Source organism: Corynebacterium sp. HMSC076D02, assembly GCF_001813815.1.
Lineage (GTDB): Bacteria > Actinomycetota > Actinomycetes > Mycobacteriales > Mycobacteriaceae > Corynebacterium > Corynebacterium simulans.
The window spans coordinates 4,339-19,668 of sequence record NZ_KV814044.1 but is presented as its reverse complement, the minus strand read 5'-3'; the positions used below and the strand labels follow the sequence as shown (position 1 = coordinate 19,668).

Annotated in this window: 17 protein-coding genes; 7 read left to right on the top strand and 10 right to left on the bottom strand. The window is 56.8% G+C overall.

Going from position 1 to position 15,330, the window contains the following annotated elements; all coding sequences use genetic code 11:
• Positions 1-10: 10 nt before the first annotated feature.
• Complete coding sequence (locus HMPREF2935_RS04685; protein ID WP_070498488.1) at positions 11-1,081, bottom strand: thiamine-phosphate kinase; 1,071 nt, start codon at positions 1,079-1,081, stop codon at positions 11-13.
• On the opposite strand from HMPREF2935_RS04685, the gene HMPREF2935_RS04680 reads away from it, so the two are divergent.
• Positions 1,029-1,931 (top strand): DUF3515 domain-containing protein, encoded by a 903-nt coding sequence (locus HMPREF2935_RS04680; RefSeq protein WP_070732179.1) that lies wholly within the window; start codon positions 1,029-1,031, stop codon positions 1,929-1,931. The genes HMPREF2935_RS04685 and HMPREF2935_RS04680 overlap by 53 nt on opposite strands.
• Before the next feature lie 6 nt (positions 1,932-1,937).
• On the opposite strand, the gene HMPREF2935_RS04675 is transcribed toward HMPREF2935_RS04680, so the two are convergent.
• On the bottom strand, positions 1,938-3,005 hold the full coding sequence (locus HMPREF2935_RS04675) for a D-alanine--D-alanine ligase family protein (RefSeq protein ID WP_062035166.1): 1,068 nt from the start codon (positions 3,003-3,005) through the stop codon (positions 1,938-1,940).
• A gap of 22 nt (positions 3,006-3,027) precedes the next feature.
• A complete protein-coding gene (locus tag HMPREF2935_RS04670; RefSeq protein ID WP_062035168.1) occupies positions 3,028-4,026 on the bottom strand; it encodes an NAD(P)H-dependent glycerol-3-phosphate dehydrogenase in 999 nt (332 codons plus the stop codon).
• Between the two features lie 215 nt (positions 4,027-4,241).
• Here HMPREF2935_RS04670 and HMPREF2935_RS04665 point away from each other — a divergent pair, with 215 nt between their 5' ends.
• Positions 4,242-5,240, top strand: a complete 999-nt coding sequence (locus tag HMPREF2935_RS04665) for a bifunctional NUDIX hydrolase/histidine phosphatase family protein (protein ID WP_062035170.1) — start codon at positions 4,242-4,244, stop codon at positions 5,238-5,240.
• Between the two features lie 60 nt (positions 5,241-5,300).
• On the opposite strand, the gene HMPREF2935_RS04660 is transcribed toward HMPREF2935_RS04665, so the two are convergent.
• From HMPREF2935_RS04660 to leuC, 3 genes are all read right to left on the bottom strand, one after another.
• Positions 5,301-6,218: a hypothetical protein gene (locus HMPREF2935_RS04660; RefSeq protein ID WP_070732177.1), complete on the bottom strand. Its 918-nt coding sequence runs from the start codon at positions 6,216-6,218 to the stop codon at positions 5,301-5,303.
• A gap of 91 nt (positions 6,219-6,309) precedes the next feature.
• Positions 6,310-6,903, bottom strand: a complete 594-nt coding sequence (gene leuD, locus HMPREF2935_RS04655; protein WP_070732176.1) for a 3-isopropylmalate dehydratase small subunit — start codon at positions 6,901-6,903, stop codon at positions 6,310-6,312.
• A 66-nt stretch (positions 6,904-6,969) separates the two neighbouring features.
• On the bottom strand, positions 6,970-8,391 hold the full coding sequence (gene leuC / locus HMPREF2935_RS04650; protein ID WP_070732297.1) for a 3-isopropylmalate dehydratase large subunit: 1,422 nt from the start codon (positions 8,389-8,391) through the stop codon (positions 6,970-6,972).
• A 50-nt stretch (positions 8,392-8,441) separates the two neighbouring features.
• Between leuC and HMPREF2935_RS04645 the strand changes: the two genes are divergently transcribed.
• A complete protein-coding gene (locus tag HMPREF2935_RS04645) occupies positions 8,442-9,125 on the top strand; it encodes an IclR family transcriptional regulator (RefSeq protein ID WP_070732173.1) in 684 nt (227 codons plus the stop codon).
• Between the two features lie 108 nt (positions 9,126-9,233).
• Here HMPREF2935_RS04645 and HMPREF2935_RS04640 read toward each other — a convergent pair whose 3' ends face one another.
• The gene (locus HMPREF2935_RS04640; protein WP_070732171.1) at positions 9,234-10,037 is read right to left on the bottom strand and encodes a hypothetical protein; all 804 of its coding nucleotides are present in this window, start codon (positions 10,035-10,037) and stop codon (positions 9,234-9,236) included.
• 200 nt (positions 10,038-10,237) lie between these two features.
• Between HMPREF2935_RS04640 and HMPREF2935_RS12655 the strand changes: the two genes are divergently transcribed.
• Together HMPREF2935_RS12655 and HMPREF2935_RS04630 are read left to right on the top strand one after the other, a co-directional pair.
• On the top strand, positions 10,238-10,528 hold the full coding sequence (locus HMPREF2935_RS12655; RefSeq protein ID WP_082787599.1) for a hypothetical protein: 291 nt from the start codon (positions 10,238-10,240) through the stop codon (positions 10,526-10,528).
• A 105-nt stretch (positions 10,529-10,633) separates the two neighbouring features.
• Positions 10,634-11,266, top strand: coding sequence for a hypothetical protein (locus tag HMPREF2935_RS04630; RefSeq protein ID WP_070732170.1), 633 nt, complete (start codon positions 10,634-10,636; stop codon positions 11,264-11,266).
• A 260-nt stretch (positions 11,267-11,526) separates the two neighbouring features.
• Here HMPREF2935_RS04630 and HMPREF2935_RS04625 read toward each other — a convergent pair whose 3' ends face one another.
• Both HMPREF2935_RS04625 and HMPREF2935_RS04620 read right to left on the bottom strand, forming a co-directional pair.
• Positions 11,527-12,408 carry an LAPAL motif-containing putative phage structural protein gene (locus HMPREF2935_RS04625; protein WP_070455603.1) on the bottom strand — a complete coding sequence of 294 codons (882 nt, stop codon included), beginning with the start codon at positions 12,406-12,408 and terminating at the stop codon, positions 11,527-11,529.
• A 9-nt stretch (positions 12,409-12,417) separates the two neighbouring features.
• A complete protein-coding gene (locus HMPREF2935_RS04620) occupies positions 12,418-13,086 on the bottom strand; it encodes a hypothetical protein (RefSeq protein WP_070455602.1) in 669 nt (222 codons plus the stop codon).
• Positions 13,087-13,281: 195 nt separating this feature from the next.
• On the opposite strand from HMPREF2935_RS04620, the gene HMPREF2935_RS04615 reads away from it, so the two are divergent.
• Both HMPREF2935_RS04615 and HMPREF2935_RS04610 read left to right on the top strand, forming a co-directional pair.
• A complete protein-coding gene (locus tag HMPREF2935_RS04615) occupies positions 13,282-13,902 on the top strand; it encodes a Panacea domain-containing protein (protein ID WP_083286043.1) in 621 nt (206 codons plus the stop codon).
• Entirely contained in the window at positions 13,899-14,441 is a 543-nt protein-coding gene (locus HMPREF2935_RS04610) for a hypothetical protein (RefSeq protein WP_070455600.1), read from the top strand. The genes HMPREF2935_RS04615 and HMPREF2935_RS04610 overlap by 4 nt, the downstream gene beginning before the upstream one ends.
• Positions 14,442-14,513: 72 nt before the next feature.
• Here HMPREF2935_RS04610 and HMPREF2935_RS04605 read toward each other — a convergent pair.
• The coding region (locus HMPREF2935_RS04605) for a hypothetical protein (RefSeq protein WP_168166290.1) at positions 14,514-15,330 on the bottom strand (817 nt) is incomplete at its 5' end.

Genomic DNA, 15,330 nt, shown 5'->3' with positions numbered 1-15,330 from the left:
CCTCGCTGCTTTAAAAGCTCTGCCAGCCAGCGTCATACCTCGGCTTCTTACCATCCACGGTCAGCCCAGTGCCGCGGTTGACGGTGCCGATGACGCGGAACCCCGATGGCGCTTCCTTGTTGGTGGTAGCCACCAAGGTATGGTCCTCGCCGCCAGTGAGCACCCATTCCCATGGGTCAACGCCCAAAACCACGCCGGCTTCAGTGAGCAAAGCGTCAGGAGCGATGGCGGTGGAATGCAAGTCGATGTGCACGTTGGAGCGCTTTGCCACGCCCGCGATATCTGGCACGAGGCCATCCGAGTTATCCGTCATGGCGGTAGCCCCCGTGGCGCGGGCGATTACGCCGCGGCCTGGTTTGAGCGAGGGATTGCAGTGGGCGTCGATAAGCGGCCATAGCTCCGAAAGCTCGGGCGGTAGGTCGCGCCCATATTCCTGCAGCAATGCAAGCCCCGCCGCGGAGTAACCAATCTTTCCGTGGCTGACCAGCTTCTGTCCCGCTCGTGCCCCACCCAGGGTCAATGGGGGTTGGCTTCCGCCCAACGTGCCAATTGCGGTAACGGTGATAACCAGCTGTGAACCGCGCGTGAGGTCACCACCGACCAGCTCTGCGTTATAAAGGGCGCAACGCTGGGCGATGCCTTCTGCAATACCGCGCACGAAGGACACGTGGGTCTCCGCAGGCGCCGCAATCGCGAGCAACGCTGCAGTGGGACGCGCGCCCATCGCCTCGATATCGGCAAAGTTGCGCAGAATCGCTTTCTGGCCCACCTCCATCGGAGTGGACCAGTCACGGCGGAAATGCCTGCCCTCCACCATCATGTCGGTGCAAGCCACCGTGCGTGAGTTCGGCGGATCCGGGAACATGACGGCGGCATCATCACCGTTTAGCGCGCTGGGCGCCGCGGCTACGATTTCACCGATGACATGTTGCTCGCCTGCTTGCCCAAGGGTATGCGACAAATGCACGATGGCCTTTCTCAACGGGAGGTTAATACTGACACTACTTAACGCGTTAGGATGAACGCTTATGACCAACCAATTTAACCGCACCGCCGTATTTATCTCACTTGGACTATCCATTGCGATGGTATTCGCGGTTATTTTTGGCGCGAAGTTCTACTTCGAAAACACGGCCAAAGCCCCAGTTGCGCTGTCCCCCATTCAATCAGACGACGCTAACTCCGCGGAGTGTAAGGCCGTCGTCGCCGCAGCGCCCGAGGAGTTCATGGGCCAGCCCCGGGCCGAAATCGCCGAGCCGGTTCCGGCGGGCGCCGCTGCGTGGGCAAAACTTTCCTCCGAGACGGTCAGCTTGCGCTGCGGCGCCAACCTGCCGTATCAGTACACCGCCTACTCCCAGACCGAGGACATCGACGGCGATGCCTGGCTCAAGGTCAAAGACATGACCCCAGGCTCCAACCTCACCACGTGGTACAACACCGATCGCAGCCCTGTGGTAGCAGTGACCACCTTCAACGACGAGCGTCCCACCGGTTTGGAAAAGACGCTCGAGCCGCTGCGCAAGGAGCACCACGAGCCCCGCCCGGCACCGCTTTTAAAGCTTGCCGACGGCCCGGATAAAATGTGTACCCCTTTGGAAAAGGCACTGCCGGAGCACATCGCGGATGGCTACACCCGCCGCAGCGACATCGAGGACAAAAACACCTACGTCTGGAGCGCGGAAGGCCGCGAAGACATCGTGGTGCGTTGCGGCGTCGGCGCACCCGAAAACTACAAACCGGGCGTACAGCTCCAGCAAGTAAACGATGTGCCTTGGTTCGAAGACACCACCTTGGCCGAGGGAACTACCGGCGGAACCTGGTTCGCCTTGGGCCGCGCGAACGACTTAGCCTTGTTCGCGCCCCAAGACGTTGCCAACTCTGCGCTGGTGCGCATGAGCGACACTTTGGCCAAGCACACCCCTGGCCAGTAGCGAAGGTTATTTCGCGCGAGCGAGAGCGTTGTCTACCAGGGCGTCGAGAAGCGCTGCGTAATCGACGCCGGTGGCGGCAAATACCTGTGGATACATGGAGATCGGGGTAAAGCCCGGGAAGGTGTTGATCTCGTTGATGTAGAAAGCATCTTCGGTGATGAAAAAGTCCACGCGGCTAATGCCCTCACAGCCCAGTGCGCGGAAAGCCGCGATGGCGGTCTCTCGCAAAGTCTTGGTTAGGTCTTCCGCCAGCGGGGCCGGAATCTGTGCACTGACGCCTTCATCGATGTACTTGGCATCGAAGCCATAGAAGCCTTCGTCAGCCTCCTCAATGCCATTGAGCTGTGCCGGAACCGAAGCAATGATGGAACCATCCGCGTACTCCAGCACGCCGATTTCTACCTCAGCGCCCACGATCTCAGGCTCGACGAGCACCTTGCCATCGCTTTCGAAGGCCACCTCGGCTGCGTGCGGGAAATCCGCCCAATCCCTGACCTTGGAAACGCCGATGGAAGAACCACCACGTGCAGGTTTTACAAAGACCGGCAAACCCAGTTCCTGCTTTTCTTCCTCGGTCAACGCGGTGCGCTCCTTGAGCACCACCTCGGGCGCTACCGGCAGGCCCTCTGCCTTGAGCAGCTTTTTGGTAAACTCCTTGTCCATTCCGGCCGAAGAAGCCAGAACGCCGGTGCCCACATAAGGAATATCGGAAAGCTCAAACAGCCCCTGGACAGTGCCGTCTTCGCCATATGGTCCGTGCAGAACCGGGATGATGACATCGACTTGCGCATAGTGGTTGTGCTGAGTGACGTTGTGGAAACGGCCCTTGGTGGCTGGGTTTAGGGACAACGCCAATTCATCACCCAAGGTCACCTCCGGCATAACGCCATCGATGATTTCTAGGCCTTCGGTGGTTCCCGGCGTCCACTGGCCTTGCTTAGTAATTCCGATAGGCACCACCTCGTACTTCGCAGGGTCAAGGTGATTCATGATCGCGCCTGCGGAAATACAAGAGACAGAATGCTCGGAACTACGACCGCCATATACAACGGCTACACGGATCTTTTCGCTCATAACGGCAAACTTTACCCTCGCACTATTCCGACTTCTTTGAACGCCCCATCAACGCGACGATCATGTCTTCGACGTCGACGCCGCGGTGGCAAACTCCGTAGACCGCTTGGGTAATAGGCATCTCGACGCCCACCTGCTGAGCCAACCGGAAAATAGAATCCGAGGAGATAACGCCTTCTGCCACTTGGCCATTCGTTGCAGCCTTGGCTTCTTCCAGCGTGCCGCCCTGGCCCAAGCGGTAGCCAAAGGTGCGGTTACGAGAGAGGGTCGAGCTACAGGTGGCCACGAGGTCACCCATGCCAGCAAGTCCAGAGAAAGTAAACGGGTCAGCACCCAAAGCCACGCCAAGGCGAGTGATCTCCGCAAGACCGCGAGTGATGATGGTGGCCAGAGTGTTATTGCCCAAGCCACGACCAGAGGCCATGCCGCAGGCGAGGGCGATGACGTTCTTGCAGGCACCACCGATCTCGGCACCAATGACATCGGTGTTGGTATATGGGCGCAGATACGGTGCGGCCGCTGCATGCTGGACAGCCTTCGCGCGCTCCTCGTCGGTGCACGCGATGACGGTGGCCGCCGGCTGCTCCTCCGCTACCTCTTTAGCCAGGTTCGGGCCGGAAAGTACTGCGATGCGCGATTCATCGACACCAGTTGCATCAGCGATGACCTCGCTCATGCGCTTTAGAGTTGCTGCCTCCACGCCTTTCGAGATGGACACCAAGGTGGAATCAGCAGGCAGCAAGGGCGCCCACTTTTCCAAGTTGCTGCGCAAGGTCTGCGAGGGCACACCGAAAATCACGATGGCGGAACCGTCGAGCGCCGCTGCGGCATCCGACGTCGCAATAAGGCCCGAGGGCAGCTCGAGGCCCGGCAAGTAATCAGGGTTGATATGCGTCGTATTAATAGCCTCAGCCAGCTCGGGGCGGCGCGCCCACAAGTGGACCTCGCTTCCCGCATCAGCGAAGACTTTCGCCAAGGTGGTTCCCCAAGAACCCGCGCCCATTACTGCAACCTTTTGCATTAGCTCTCCCCTTTGCGTATCTCGTGCAACATACCTAGATTAGCCCAACCGGCCCGCACAAAAGACAAGCTTTTCAGCCTGCGGGCCAACTGGGGGTAAGTGAAGTAATATTCAGCCAACCGAGCGCGAAGAACCGGCGCGTGCGGATGCAAAGCGCGCTCAAAAAGCGCAAGATAGTTAAGAATAAGCTGCGCAGCCATCTGTTAAGGAGCGAAATGCCCAAGGCAAAAAACATGCATGAGACGGACAAAGACGCAAAGTCTGAGGTCTTCATCTCGGGCCGTCATCAGGAAATTCCTACCAATCCCGCCAAGGAATTCAAGCGCACCACCTTGGCAGCCGGCGCCGTGTTGTGGCGTGGCAATCCCCAGGATCCCGAGGTAGCGGTAATCCACCGCCCCCACTACGACGATTGGTCTTTGCCTAAGGGCAAGGTCGATCCAGGTGAGTCCCTGCCCACCACTGCGGCGCGCGAGATCCTTGAAGAGACCGGCTATGATGTCAAGCTTGGCAAGCTCATCGGCAAGGTCACCTATCCAGTCCAAGGCCGCACGAAGGTGGTCTACTACTGGTTGGCCCAGTACCTTAAAGGCAGCTTCGAAGACAATAGCGAGACCGATGAGCTGCGCTGGCTGCCCATCGATGAGGCCTGCGAGCTGCTTACCTACGACGTCGATACTGACGTTTTAGCTAAGGCCAAGAAGCGTCTGCGCTTGGCTCCCACCACCCGCGTTCTCTATGTGCGCCATGCACGCGCCCATCAGCGTCGCAACTGGGAGGGTGACGATAATCTGCGCCCGTTGGATAAAAAGGGGCGTCGCCAAGCAGAAATGCTCGTTCCGATGCTTTCGCCCTACCACCCCACCGCCATCTACTCGGCGAGCCCACAGCGCTGCCAGCAAACCGCAGCGCCGCTTGCCGACGAACTCGGGCTCGACATTGCTGTCAACAAGGACTTCGGGGACGAGGGCTGGCAAAAGTCTCCCGCAGCTGCCGAGCAAGCCTTCCAACGGGTGGTGGCGAAGGGCGGCGTGCCGGTCATCGTCAGCCAAGGTGAAACCATCCCCGGCATTCTCGAAAGCCTAAAGCCACAGTTCCTCAAGACCGACTTCGAAGACCTTCGCTTCAAGAAGGGCTCGGTGTGGGTGCTCTCCTTCAACAACGGCGTGCTCACCGGCGCTGACTACCTCGCTAGCGCGCTGCCAGTTCGCTAGCAAAACGTATTGAACTCGGATCCTATTTTAGGAATCCGAGTTCTTTAGGTTTTCGCCGTTTTATACCCAACGGTGAACCGGGCGGCCAGTGGCTTGCCTGTAGAAAATCATCATCATGAATGCCTGGATGCCGAGGGCGAACGAGAGCCCGACGATTGGAATGCAGGCCAAGAGGCTAACGAGCAATCCGCCCACAATGAGGCACAGGAGAGACTGGCCAACGTTATTCTTGGTCAGATTGAAGGAGGTGCGGAAAGTTTCGCCGAGACTCATCTCTGGGTTATCCGCCTTGATATATGGAACGAAGGAGAGGAAGAAGCTGGCAAGCAAACCCGGAATGATAAGCAGGATAAGGCCCACATACACGATGATTTGGACCACGATGTAGTGACCCATTAAGCCAAAGGTATTTCCGCTTTTAAAGAAGTCTCCAAAGCTCGCGCGTTGGCCGTCCGTCTCTTTCGCGGCGGCTCTGTAGACGTTTGCTGTCATCCAAAAGCAATAGAACAACATGAAGACTACGCAGAAAACGCCCCCAATCGGTGCCAAAATATTTCCAGCTTCGGAAGGATCGGAAGTGCTCGGTGCTAGCCCCGCGACGATTGCTACTATTACCCCCGCGAGCAGAAACATGATGACAAAGTGCGCAAGCGGTGCCAAAATCCACGGTCCAGGATTGCGGAAGAAGCCCTTAAACCCCTGTCCGATGGCGTCGCCGGCATCTAACCTTGGCGGCGGCCCCTGCAACTGACCAGTCATCTGGTTGCCATTAGGGGCGTTGCCAGCACCGGCATAACCCGCGCCGCCCTGTGCGCCGTACTCGCCGTACTCGCCATATGGAGGCAGGCCCGGATTAGGCTGTCCGCCCTGAACAGGCTGGCCAGACTGCCCGAAGGGATTGTTCGGGTCGTACTGGTTAGCGTTCGGGTTATTACCGTTAGCGTTAAGACCGTTATTGTTTCCAAATTCTTGAGTCACGAATCACAGACTATTCTGACGCGTGCAAGGTTTCTAGAGAAAATCAATCATGTTACCGATTGTTAACGCAACAGGGGTGAGTGACTGGCAATTAACGAAAAGAAACAACAGAAGGTTTAAAAGTTGGACGCCGGTCTTCGTAGTCTGTGATCGCGTCTTCGTTGCGCAGCGTCAGCCCTACGTCATCGAGTCCCTCCATGAGGCGCCAGCGCGTGTAATCATCGATGTCGAAGGAATACTGGCTGCCGCCGACGCTTAAGCGTCGCGCCGCCAGGTCCACCGTCACGGAAGTCTCGTTTTGTTCCAGCTGCTTCCATATCAGCTCAATGTCTTCCTGCGCCATGATGCCAGTGAGCAGCCCCGCCTTGCCGGAGTTGCCGCGGAAGATATCCGCAAAGCGCGAGGAAAATACTGCCTTGAAACCGAATTCCCGCAGCGCCCACACCGCATGCTCACGCGATGAACCGGTACCGAAGTCGGGACCTGCGAAAAGCACCGAGCCGTTGCAGAAAGGCTCACGGTTGAGCACGAAGTTTTCATCCGCACGCCAATTTGAAAAAAGTCCCTCGACAAAGCCCGTGCGCTTGACGGACTTTAGGTAGCGGGCCGGAATAATTTGATCAGTATCGACATTGGAAGCGCGCAGCGGCACGCCGATGCCGGTATGGGTAGAAAATTTTTCCATGGTGGTTGCCTTCTTTGCTTAATAGGGTTTGATGTTGGTACCGAACCTAGAAACGGGTGGATTGGCCTAGCTAAGGTCTGCTGGGCTGGCCAGGTGCCCTAAGACCGCAGTCGCCGCAGCCACGGCGGGAGAAACCAGGTGAGTGCGCCCGCCTGGGCCCTGCCGGCCTTCGAAGTTGCGGTTTGAGGTCGAAGCAGAACGCTGCCCCGGCTTTAGCTGATCCGGATTCATGCCCAGGCACATGGAGCAGCCCGCCGTACGCCACTGTGCGCCAAAGTCCTTAAAAATCGTATCGAGGCCTTCTTTTTCAGCTTGGGCCTTGACCAAGGCAGAAGAAGGCACCACAAGCATGTTTGTCTCGGGATGGATGCGTTTTCCTTTAACCACCGCGGCGGCCGCGCGCAAATCCTCGATTCGCGCATTCGTGCACGAGCCCAAGAAGACGGTGTCGATCTTGATGTCTCGCAGCGGCGTGCCGGGCTCAAGATCCATATAGGCCAGAGCCTTTTGCGCTGCGGCCTTAAGGTTCTCATCACCAATATCCTCTGGGTCTGGCACATTTGCACTCAATGGCAAGCCTTGGCCCGGGTTGGTGCCCCAGGTGACAAATGGGGACAGCTCGGAAGCATCGATTTCCACGACCGCATCAAAATGCGCACCCTCATCGGTAGGAAGGGTCTTCCAATAGGCCACGGCAGCTTCCCAGTCCTTGCCCTTCGGGGCAAACTCGCGGCCACGCACATACTCAAAAGTGGTCTCGTCCGGAGCGACCATTCCCGCACGCGCGCCCGCCTCGATAGACATATTGCAGATGGTCATCCGCGCTTCCATCGACATGTTGCGAATCGCCTCGCCGCGATACTCAATAATGTAGCCTTGGCCGCCGCCGGTACCAATCTTGGCAATGATGGCCAAAATCAGGTCCTTCGCGCTCACGCCTTCCGGCAGGTCGCCGTTTACCTCTACAGCCATGGTTTTGAATGGCTTTAAAGAAAGCGTCTGCGTTGCCATAACGTGCTCAACCTCGGAGGTACCGATGCCCATGGCGATGGATCCAAAAGCACCGTGCGTCGAGGTATGCGAGTCGCCACAGACGATTGTCATACCCGGCTGCGTAATTCCAAGTTGCGGGCCCACGGTGTGGACGATTCCCTGCTGCTCCTCGCCCATCGAATGCAGCCGCACCCCAAACTCTTCGCAGTTTTCTCGGAGGGTCTTGACCTGCGTACGTGAGACCTCGTCCTTAATCTCCAGCAGATTTCCCGTGGCAATCCCGCGGGTTGGAACGTTATGGTCCTCCGTTGCCAGGTGCAGCTCTGGGTGGCGAAAAGGACGGCCAGACAAACGCAGCCCATCGAAGGCCTGCGGGCTGGTAACTTCGTGGAGGAGCTGAAAGTCGATATAGATGAGATCTGGTGCGCCACCATCTCCCTTTTGGACTGCGTGGTCATGCCAGACTTTCTCAGCCAAAGTCAGTTTTTCCGACATATTCATCACTCCGCTTGAAATCTCATGAATTGGAACGTAAATTTCATTATATGGGAGAGTATAGCGAAATATCCGGAATCAAGGTTTTAGATCGCGCCGTCGCCATCATGATGGCAGCCGCCAACCGTCCGTCCAACCTCAACGAGCTCTGTGAAACCACCGGCCTGCCTAGGGCAACCACGCACCGCCTCGCCACCGCACTAGAGGCTCACCGCATCTTGACCCGCACCCCGGATGGCAAATGGGGCGCCGGGCCCGCGCTCCCCGGCAACCGGGATCACCTCATCGAAGCAGCCGGCCCCATCATGGACAAGCTGCTCGCAGACACTGGCGAATCCGTGCAGCTCTATCAGCTCTCGGGCAATTCTCGAACCTGCATTGCCACCCGCGAGCCCGAGTCCGGCCTGCACAACGTGGTTCCCGTGGGCCGCCAGCTCCCTCTTACTTCCGGCTCGGCCGCCCGCATCTTCGCCGCCTTCGAAGATATCGATATTGAAAACTCGACCTTCAGTGTCGAGGACGTCGAAAGGGCCCGCAGCAATGGCTACTCCGAATCCATCGAAGAGCGCGAAGCAGGTCTTGCCTCCATCTCTGCACCAGTCTTCGATCCGTCCGGCACACTCGTCGCGGTAATTTCCGTGTCCGGTTCCGCCGAGCGCTTCCGCCCTTCCCCCTCCGAGAAGTACGCCCCGCTGCTTGCCGACGCCGCGCAGAAACTCACTACCCGCCTATAAGACATGAATCTATAAAACTTCGAATAAGCCGCCACCTCAGAAAAGGTGACGGCTTATTTCTTTTAAAGGGCAGGCTTTCTACCTCAGCCGCCTACAACTCCCGGCTGCCTAGATAATGATTCCGTAGTTATTTGCAATGCCGCGGATCGCATCGATACCAAAGCCCTCACTACTGGTGGTTGCCAGCCCTTCAGCTTGGTCACCCACCTTGCGGAGCTCAACGCCCGGCACCTCTACGATGTTGCGCGGCGGTGCGATGTTGGGGCGGCGCGGCACGAAGCCCTGATGCGGCAGGCCAGCCAATTCATTGACATAAGGCATGCGCGCATAGTTTGCAAAGGAGGCCTGCTTGCCGTTGCGGCTGACCACGGTACCGCCCTGGTAGATGCCAACGACGCCCGGACGCCCCGGCATGAACACCCCGGAGCCGCTGTCGCCGTTTGCCTTGGGCAGGTTCGTGGCGTAGTGCATGCCGTCGAAATCCTTCGGGCCGTCGATTGCCTGCGCGCAATCATTACCGCTGAGACGACCGGTTACACAGACCTGCTCGCCAGCACGCGGAACCGGATTGATGCCGTCGCCACTGAGCGGGTTACCTTCGCTGTGGGTGCCGGCCGCAAACTGCACATAGGCCAGGTCATGTTCTGCTGCACCGGAAGGTTTAAACCACCGCAGGGTACCCAGGTGCTGGCCATACTCGTTGTAGACCTGCTGCCCCGAAAGACCACAGTGCGCGGAGGTCCAAGCACGCGAACCTTCCACGTATCCAACAGTGCAAGCAGTGCCTTCGGCAGTAAGAATTACTTGCCCTTGCTTCACACCAACCCCCGGATTGGCATGGGCCACGGCCTGGCCGCCCAGCAGGGCAAGCGTTGCGCCGGCAACGGCAGCAAAACCCTTTATTAGTCGCATAGATCCCTTCCTCCCTTGCGTCACTTCCTTAACATAGCGTGCCGAGAGCGTTTTTCATACCTCACCCACACCCCGCGCGTCACTAAAGAAAAAGTTTTGAAAAACTTTGGCCGCCTTATTGAAATCGAAATGAAAACATTGTTTAATGGAAACAGATTGAAAACGCGGAGCAACCGCACGACCCACAAGGAGTAGAAACCATGGCACACACCATCCACGAAGACCACGCACACACCCACGGCGAGGGCTGCGGCCACGTCGCATTCCCACACGGCGACCACACCGACTACCTCCACGATGGCCACATCCACCGTGAGCACGAAGGCCACTGGGACGAGTGCGAGAGCACTGAACATCACGAGCATGCGGACCACGACCACCAGCACGGTGAGGGCTGCGGCCACGTTGCGGTTCCCCACGGCGACCATGTTGACTACCTGCACGATGGCCACCGCCACGCCGCCCACGAAGGCCACTGGGATGACCACTAATCGGTAGCGAACTATAACCGTTACCTCAACCGTCACCTCTTTCTTAGAGGTGACGGTTTTAATCTTTTCGAACATACGCCACACGATCCGCGTTAGGCTTAGGGCATGTTTGCTTCACGACGCCTTCCGCTAACGCTCGCCACCATCGCACTCGCCGGCGGGTTTACTGCGGCTTGCAGCCCCGCCCCGAGCGATCACCCCACCCCGGCTGAGCCAAGCTTCAACAACAGCTTTGAAGAGTTAAAGGCCCTTCAGCAAACCAACGGCGCTTCCGTCCCCGATGCCCCGCAGCCCACGCTGGACCCCAACGCACCACAAACAGTGGCGCAGCAGGCAACCCCGCAAGGTGGTGGCCAGGAAGACGCCAACAACCACGTCACCGACCAAGACGCACGCCAGAATCTCATCGACTCCCTCGGCGTACAGGCAGGAGACGCTCCAGGAACGAAGGTGACGGTTAACGGCACTCCATCCGAGCTGTGCATGATGGGCGACGGTTATCGCATCAACTTCCTCATGGCAGGCCCCAACACCAGCTGCGACTTTGCCAAGGAAACCACCAGCGCACTTATCAATGCCACCCCAAGCCCCGAAGACGACCTGCGCGGGTATATCCCCGGCTCCTTAAACGTTGCTAGCCCAGTAACCGGCAAGACTTACGAGATGAGCTGTACCGTGGCCGAAAACGCGCTGATCACTTGCAAGGGCGGCAACAACGCCACGGTTTTCATCGTCTAGGGCGTTAAGCCAAAGGCGCCAGCGATCGGTACGCGCGAGTTTTAAACCATAAGCAAAAATCTCGAAACACTAACCACCTGGAAAGTGTTTCGAGATTTTCTATTTGGCACTTTCACGAAACTCCCCCAACAGCCTGAGCCCCTGACCTGCGAATACCTCTGCACCACAGAATTTCGGGGCTTGCACCACGGCAAGAGAACTACCTCGGCGTCCTCCCCGGCGAGGATCGTAACTAATCCACGAGTCACTTCGCTCACAATCTAGAGTTCCAACTCCATCTGTCCATTAGGTTCACCGTCATCTGTATATACAGTTAACAGCTCATAGCTCGTCTTCTCTTCATCATCCGGTCCGACCTGAGTCTCTACGCGGATCCGCATGTCGTACGTCCTCGCAAGGTTCGCTGCGCCCGAGCTAACGAGAGCTGCAAACTCTTCGTCAAGCAGACGAATGGATATCGTTCCAAACTCTGCAGTCTCAATTCGCCATTTGCGCTTAAGAGGCTCAATGAGATTCGCCGTGGCAAAGCGAGCTGAGACGGTCACAACTTGAGCTGTTGGCTCTGGAAGCGTCTCCGCATAGTTGACCATTCTCCGTGCCTCTTCTTCGTTGATGTGCACTTCAATGCTGCGAGAGCCGGCGAGTTCTACTGTTTCAATCCCTGGCTCAAGAGTCGGCTTTACGATCGCTGCAACATTCTTGCGCCCCCGAGACTTTGCTAGGAGCGCATCAGTTAGCCTTTCAAGTTGCAGGTTCTCACGAAGATCTGGATAGGGAACTTCTGTCTGCTCCTGCAACGCGGCTTTGTTTGACAGTGCTTTCATGACCCAGCCGATGATCTCTTTGACAGTCACAACACCACCCGCAAGGGTGATTGCAGTGTTGGCTTTCGGCTCCGAGGCCCAGTTCAGAACCCCATCAAGAGCCTGACTTCCAATATCAAAGTAGACCGAATACGAGCCTTGCTCGACCCCAACGATCTCCAGCTCAGGTACTTCAGCGGACAGTGGATCGACGTTGCGGTAGATAGCCTTAACAAGTTCGTCCAACGCCAAGAAGACAGGACCGATCTCTGCGACCGACATCGGCTCGGACTGCAGACGTGCGCCATCGTACTTCAGCAGGAAAGACTCTTCAGACATGGAAATATATTAACGGGTACACGCTTGGAACGAGCTATACGCACAACTATTCATGATCAACCACTCCCTCACCGCCGCGAACCCCGTCACTTGCCACGCCGGCAATCTATCCTCCGCCCGCTCCGCCGCCACAGCATTCTGAATCAGCCAGTGTAGATAGTTCCGCCGAAGCTCCGAGTGCCACAACTCCAGTTCGCCGACAGCAAGCCCAGCTGGGTCATATGGGAACGTTAACAAGGTCTCGGGGTTTTGCACCCCATGCTCTTTGAGCACCTTGCGGCCTTCCATCGCTGAACGCTCATCGTTCATGGCCCACAGGAACAGATCCTCGATGATGCCGCCGCAAAAAGAAGCCAGCTCTCGATCCTCGACCTCAGCTGTCACCCGCGCTACGATTCGCTGGGCTTGCCCAGATTCATACAGTCCCGTCCAGCCGCCGCGCATGTCCCACTCGTTATGCAAAGCGCGATTCAGGTCAGTGATAAGTACCTTGGCTCCTGAGTGGTGAGCCTCCATTAAGTCAAGGTCCACGTGAGGAAGGTAAGGCCAGTATCGTCGAGCTGTGACAAGGTCGATCATCTCCACGATGTTGGGCGGGAACTCTGATTGTGGGATTGCAGCTTTGGTCTCGGCTCCAATGATCCAGTAGCCATCTGATGTGAATAGGGAGTCAGTCATTGCTCTCCTGCGTCGTAGGGACAGGAACGAGTATGCCGGATGGGCGCAGGATCAGCGAAGAAGTGCGGAATAAGGGTCGTGGCCCAAGCCCACGAAGGATTCACACACTGCATTTCAAGTACGCACATGACCGTAATTTAGCGTAAGCTGAAGTGAAGAATACTTTCAATCAGCGCCCTGGAAGGAGGATAAATTTTGAATGAAGAGACTCCCTACGCTTGGGATTCCGAAGTCCGCTACGACTTAGATCCCCATCTAATTAGCGACTATTTTCTTGCCCTTGACGATGAGCGCAAAGATCCTGACGTCACTCAAATGAAGCTACACAAGTTGATGTATTTCGCTCAGGCAAACTACCTGGCAGGTACAGGAAGACGACTTTTTGACTCGGATGTTCACGCTTTCGAACATGGGCCAATCATCGACAAAATCCGCGATGAATTCAAGAAATTCGGACGACAGATTATCGTGGCTGCTGATGACGCCGTTGCGTTCAATGCCAAGCTTGACTCCTCTAGCCTGCCAGACTCAGTAAGAGCGTTCTTAGACGCTATCTGGAATATGTTCGGAGATCTATCAGCTGCGCAGCTGCGCAACTTGTCGCATCAAGATGCTCCTTGGGCTGACAACTATGTCAAGGGCGGATATAAGAACGAGATCAGTGACCAAGAAATGCAGTACTGGTACAGGCAGCCGGGATCACAAGATCGACAGATATATCCCCCGAACGTCTATCTGTTCACGGAAGCTGATACCAAAACCTTTGACATAGAGTTTACAGACCAAGATATCGACGCAATTCTCGCAGATCTATGACAGTTCCTTGGACGCGTGTAGAGCCGATAAACAGCACGACTCAAATAGGTAACTTTAGTTCCGGCGAGCCGATAATCGATAATTGGTTTCATCAAAAGTCGGCGCAGGAACACGTAAACAATAGGGTCATCACCCACGTTTGTGTCGATAATGCAGGTCAAGTGGTCGGCTTTTTCTCCCACACCTCTGTGGTCTGCAGGTTCGATGAAGAGTCAAAATCTCTCCGCAAGACTTATTGCTCAACGGATGAGTTCGACGCGCCGGCAATTCTCTTGGCCAAAATGGGTCTAGCAACAGGACTTCAAGGTCAGAAACACGGGAAACGATTGTGTCTTCAAGCTCTGGACAAAATCAGTCAGGTAGCCGCTACAGCAGGAGTCCGATTGCTGGTTGTCGATGCTCTCAACAATGCGCTTGTGCCCTTTTATGAGTCTGTGAGATTTCGTTCTTTGGATGCTCAGCCCACTCGTTTGGTGATGAAAACATCTAACGCGGCCAAACTTTCGTCTAAAGCCAAAAATGATAGCGAAATTATATGAATCACTTTCGCGCCTGCCCCTATTTCTCCCGATTGCATATAGATTCGTCGTGCGAAGTCACAGACACGCTCCCTAAACCACCCGCAGCCCCTCGCCACGTCCGTCTCCATGAAACAGCCCCCGCACCGCCATCAGGTCCTCATCCCCTAAATCAGGGCGGTACTGCTCGTAGCGCTTCAACGACTTAATCCCCGCCGCGTGACAGATAAACGCATCGGGCACATATCGGTTCATCAAGTCCACGATCCATGTCGCTTTGAGTCGGCGAATATCAGGCCGCATTCCTGACTCAGCCTTGTTGCGTGCCGTCCTGCCTGTCACATCATCAGGCTCTCGGCTCGTCACATTGGGGCGCAGAACGTACTCATCTCGCCCCGCCTTGTCCAAGTCGAGAAGGTAGACCCAGCGAGCTGTGACGGGGATTGTGCGGTCGGACAGATGGATGAGCACTCCCCGCTCGTCAACCTCGACACTTGACCACTTCAGCCCACTCATCTGCCGGCTCGTCAACCCTGCGCCTAACCCCAGCCCCACGATCTTGCGTCGCTCGCAGCTAATGAACTCGTCCGTGTCCACACACCAGTCGAGAACGTCGGTGATCTCAGCTGGGGTGTACGGTGGCTGTGAGGTCGTACGGGCGTGCTTCTTGTAGATCGTCTGCCCCATCCAACTCGGGTTGAGCGCTTCTCCGAGCCTGCGCAGCGTAGTCTTGTATACGCCTCTTGAATGAACGGAGAGATCGTCTAGTTCATCGCGGATCATCATCTCGATCATCTCAGCGTCAAGCACGACCTCGATGTCTTGCTCATAGCCGTCCCTGTTGCACACCACATCGATCAGGCGCGTTAGGACAGGCATGTAGCGGTTGTAGGCAATCTCGGGGTGGAGG

Excerpts from the sequence above, each read along its gene's own strand:
- HMPREF2935_RS04680 (WP_070732179.1), top strand. The coding sequence starts at position 1,029 with ATGACCAACCAATTTAACCGCACCGCCGTATTTATCTCACTTGGACTA.
- HMPREF2935_RS04685 (WP_070498488.1), bottom strand. The coding sequence starts at position 1,081 with ATGGATAGTCCAAGTGAGATAAATACGGCGGTGCGGTTAAATTGGTTG.
- HMPREF2935_RS04675 (WP_062035166.1), bottom strand. The coding sequence starts at position 3,005 with ATGAGCGAAAAGATCCGTGTAGCCGTTGTATATGGCGGTCGTAGTTCC.
- HMPREF2935_RS04670 (WP_062035168.1), bottom strand. The coding sequence starts at position 4,026 with ATGCAAAAGGTTGCAGTAATGGGCGCGGGTTCTTGGGGAACCACCTTG.
- HMPREF2935_RS04665 (WP_062035170.1), top strand. The coding sequence starts at position 4,242 with ATGCCCAAGGCAAAAAACATGCATGAGACGGACAAAGACGCAAAGTCT.
- leuD (WP_070732176.1), bottom strand. The coding sequence starts at position 6,903 with ATGGAAAAATTTTCTACCCATACCGGCATCGGCGTGCCGCTGCGCGCT.
- leuC (WP_070732297.1), bottom strand. The coding sequence starts at position 8,391 with ATGTCGGAAAAACTGACTTTGGCTGAGAAAGTCTGGCATGACCACGCA.
- HMPREF2935_RS04645 (WP_070732173.1), top strand. The coding sequence starts at position 8,442 with ATGGGAGAGTATAGCGAAATATCCGGAATCAAGGTTTTAGATCGCGCC.
- HMPREF2935_RS04640 (WP_070732171.1), bottom strand. The coding sequence starts at position 10,037 with ATGCGACTAATAAAGGGTTTTGCTGCCGTTGCCGGCGCAACGCTTGCC.
- HMPREF2935_RS12655 (WP_082787599.1), top strand. The coding sequence starts at position 10,238 with ATGGCACACACCATCCACGAAGACCACGCACACACCCACGGCGAGGGC.
- HMPREF2935_RS04630 (WP_070732170.1), top strand. The coding sequence starts at position 10,634 with ATGTTTGCTTCACGACGCCTTCCGCTAACGCTCGCCACCATCGCACTC.
- HMPREF2935_RS04625 (WP_070455603.1), bottom strand. The coding sequence starts at position 12,408 with ATGTCTGAAGAGTCTTTCCTGCTGAAGTACGATGGCGCACGTCTGCAG.
- HMPREF2935_RS04620 (WP_070455602.1), bottom strand. The coding sequence starts at position 13,086 with ATGACTGACTCCCTATTCACATCAGATGGCTACTGGATCATTGGAGCC.
- HMPREF2935_RS04610 (WP_070455600.1), top strand. The coding sequence starts at position 13,899 with ATGACAGTTCCTTGGACGCGTGTAGAGCCGATAAACAGCACGACTCAA.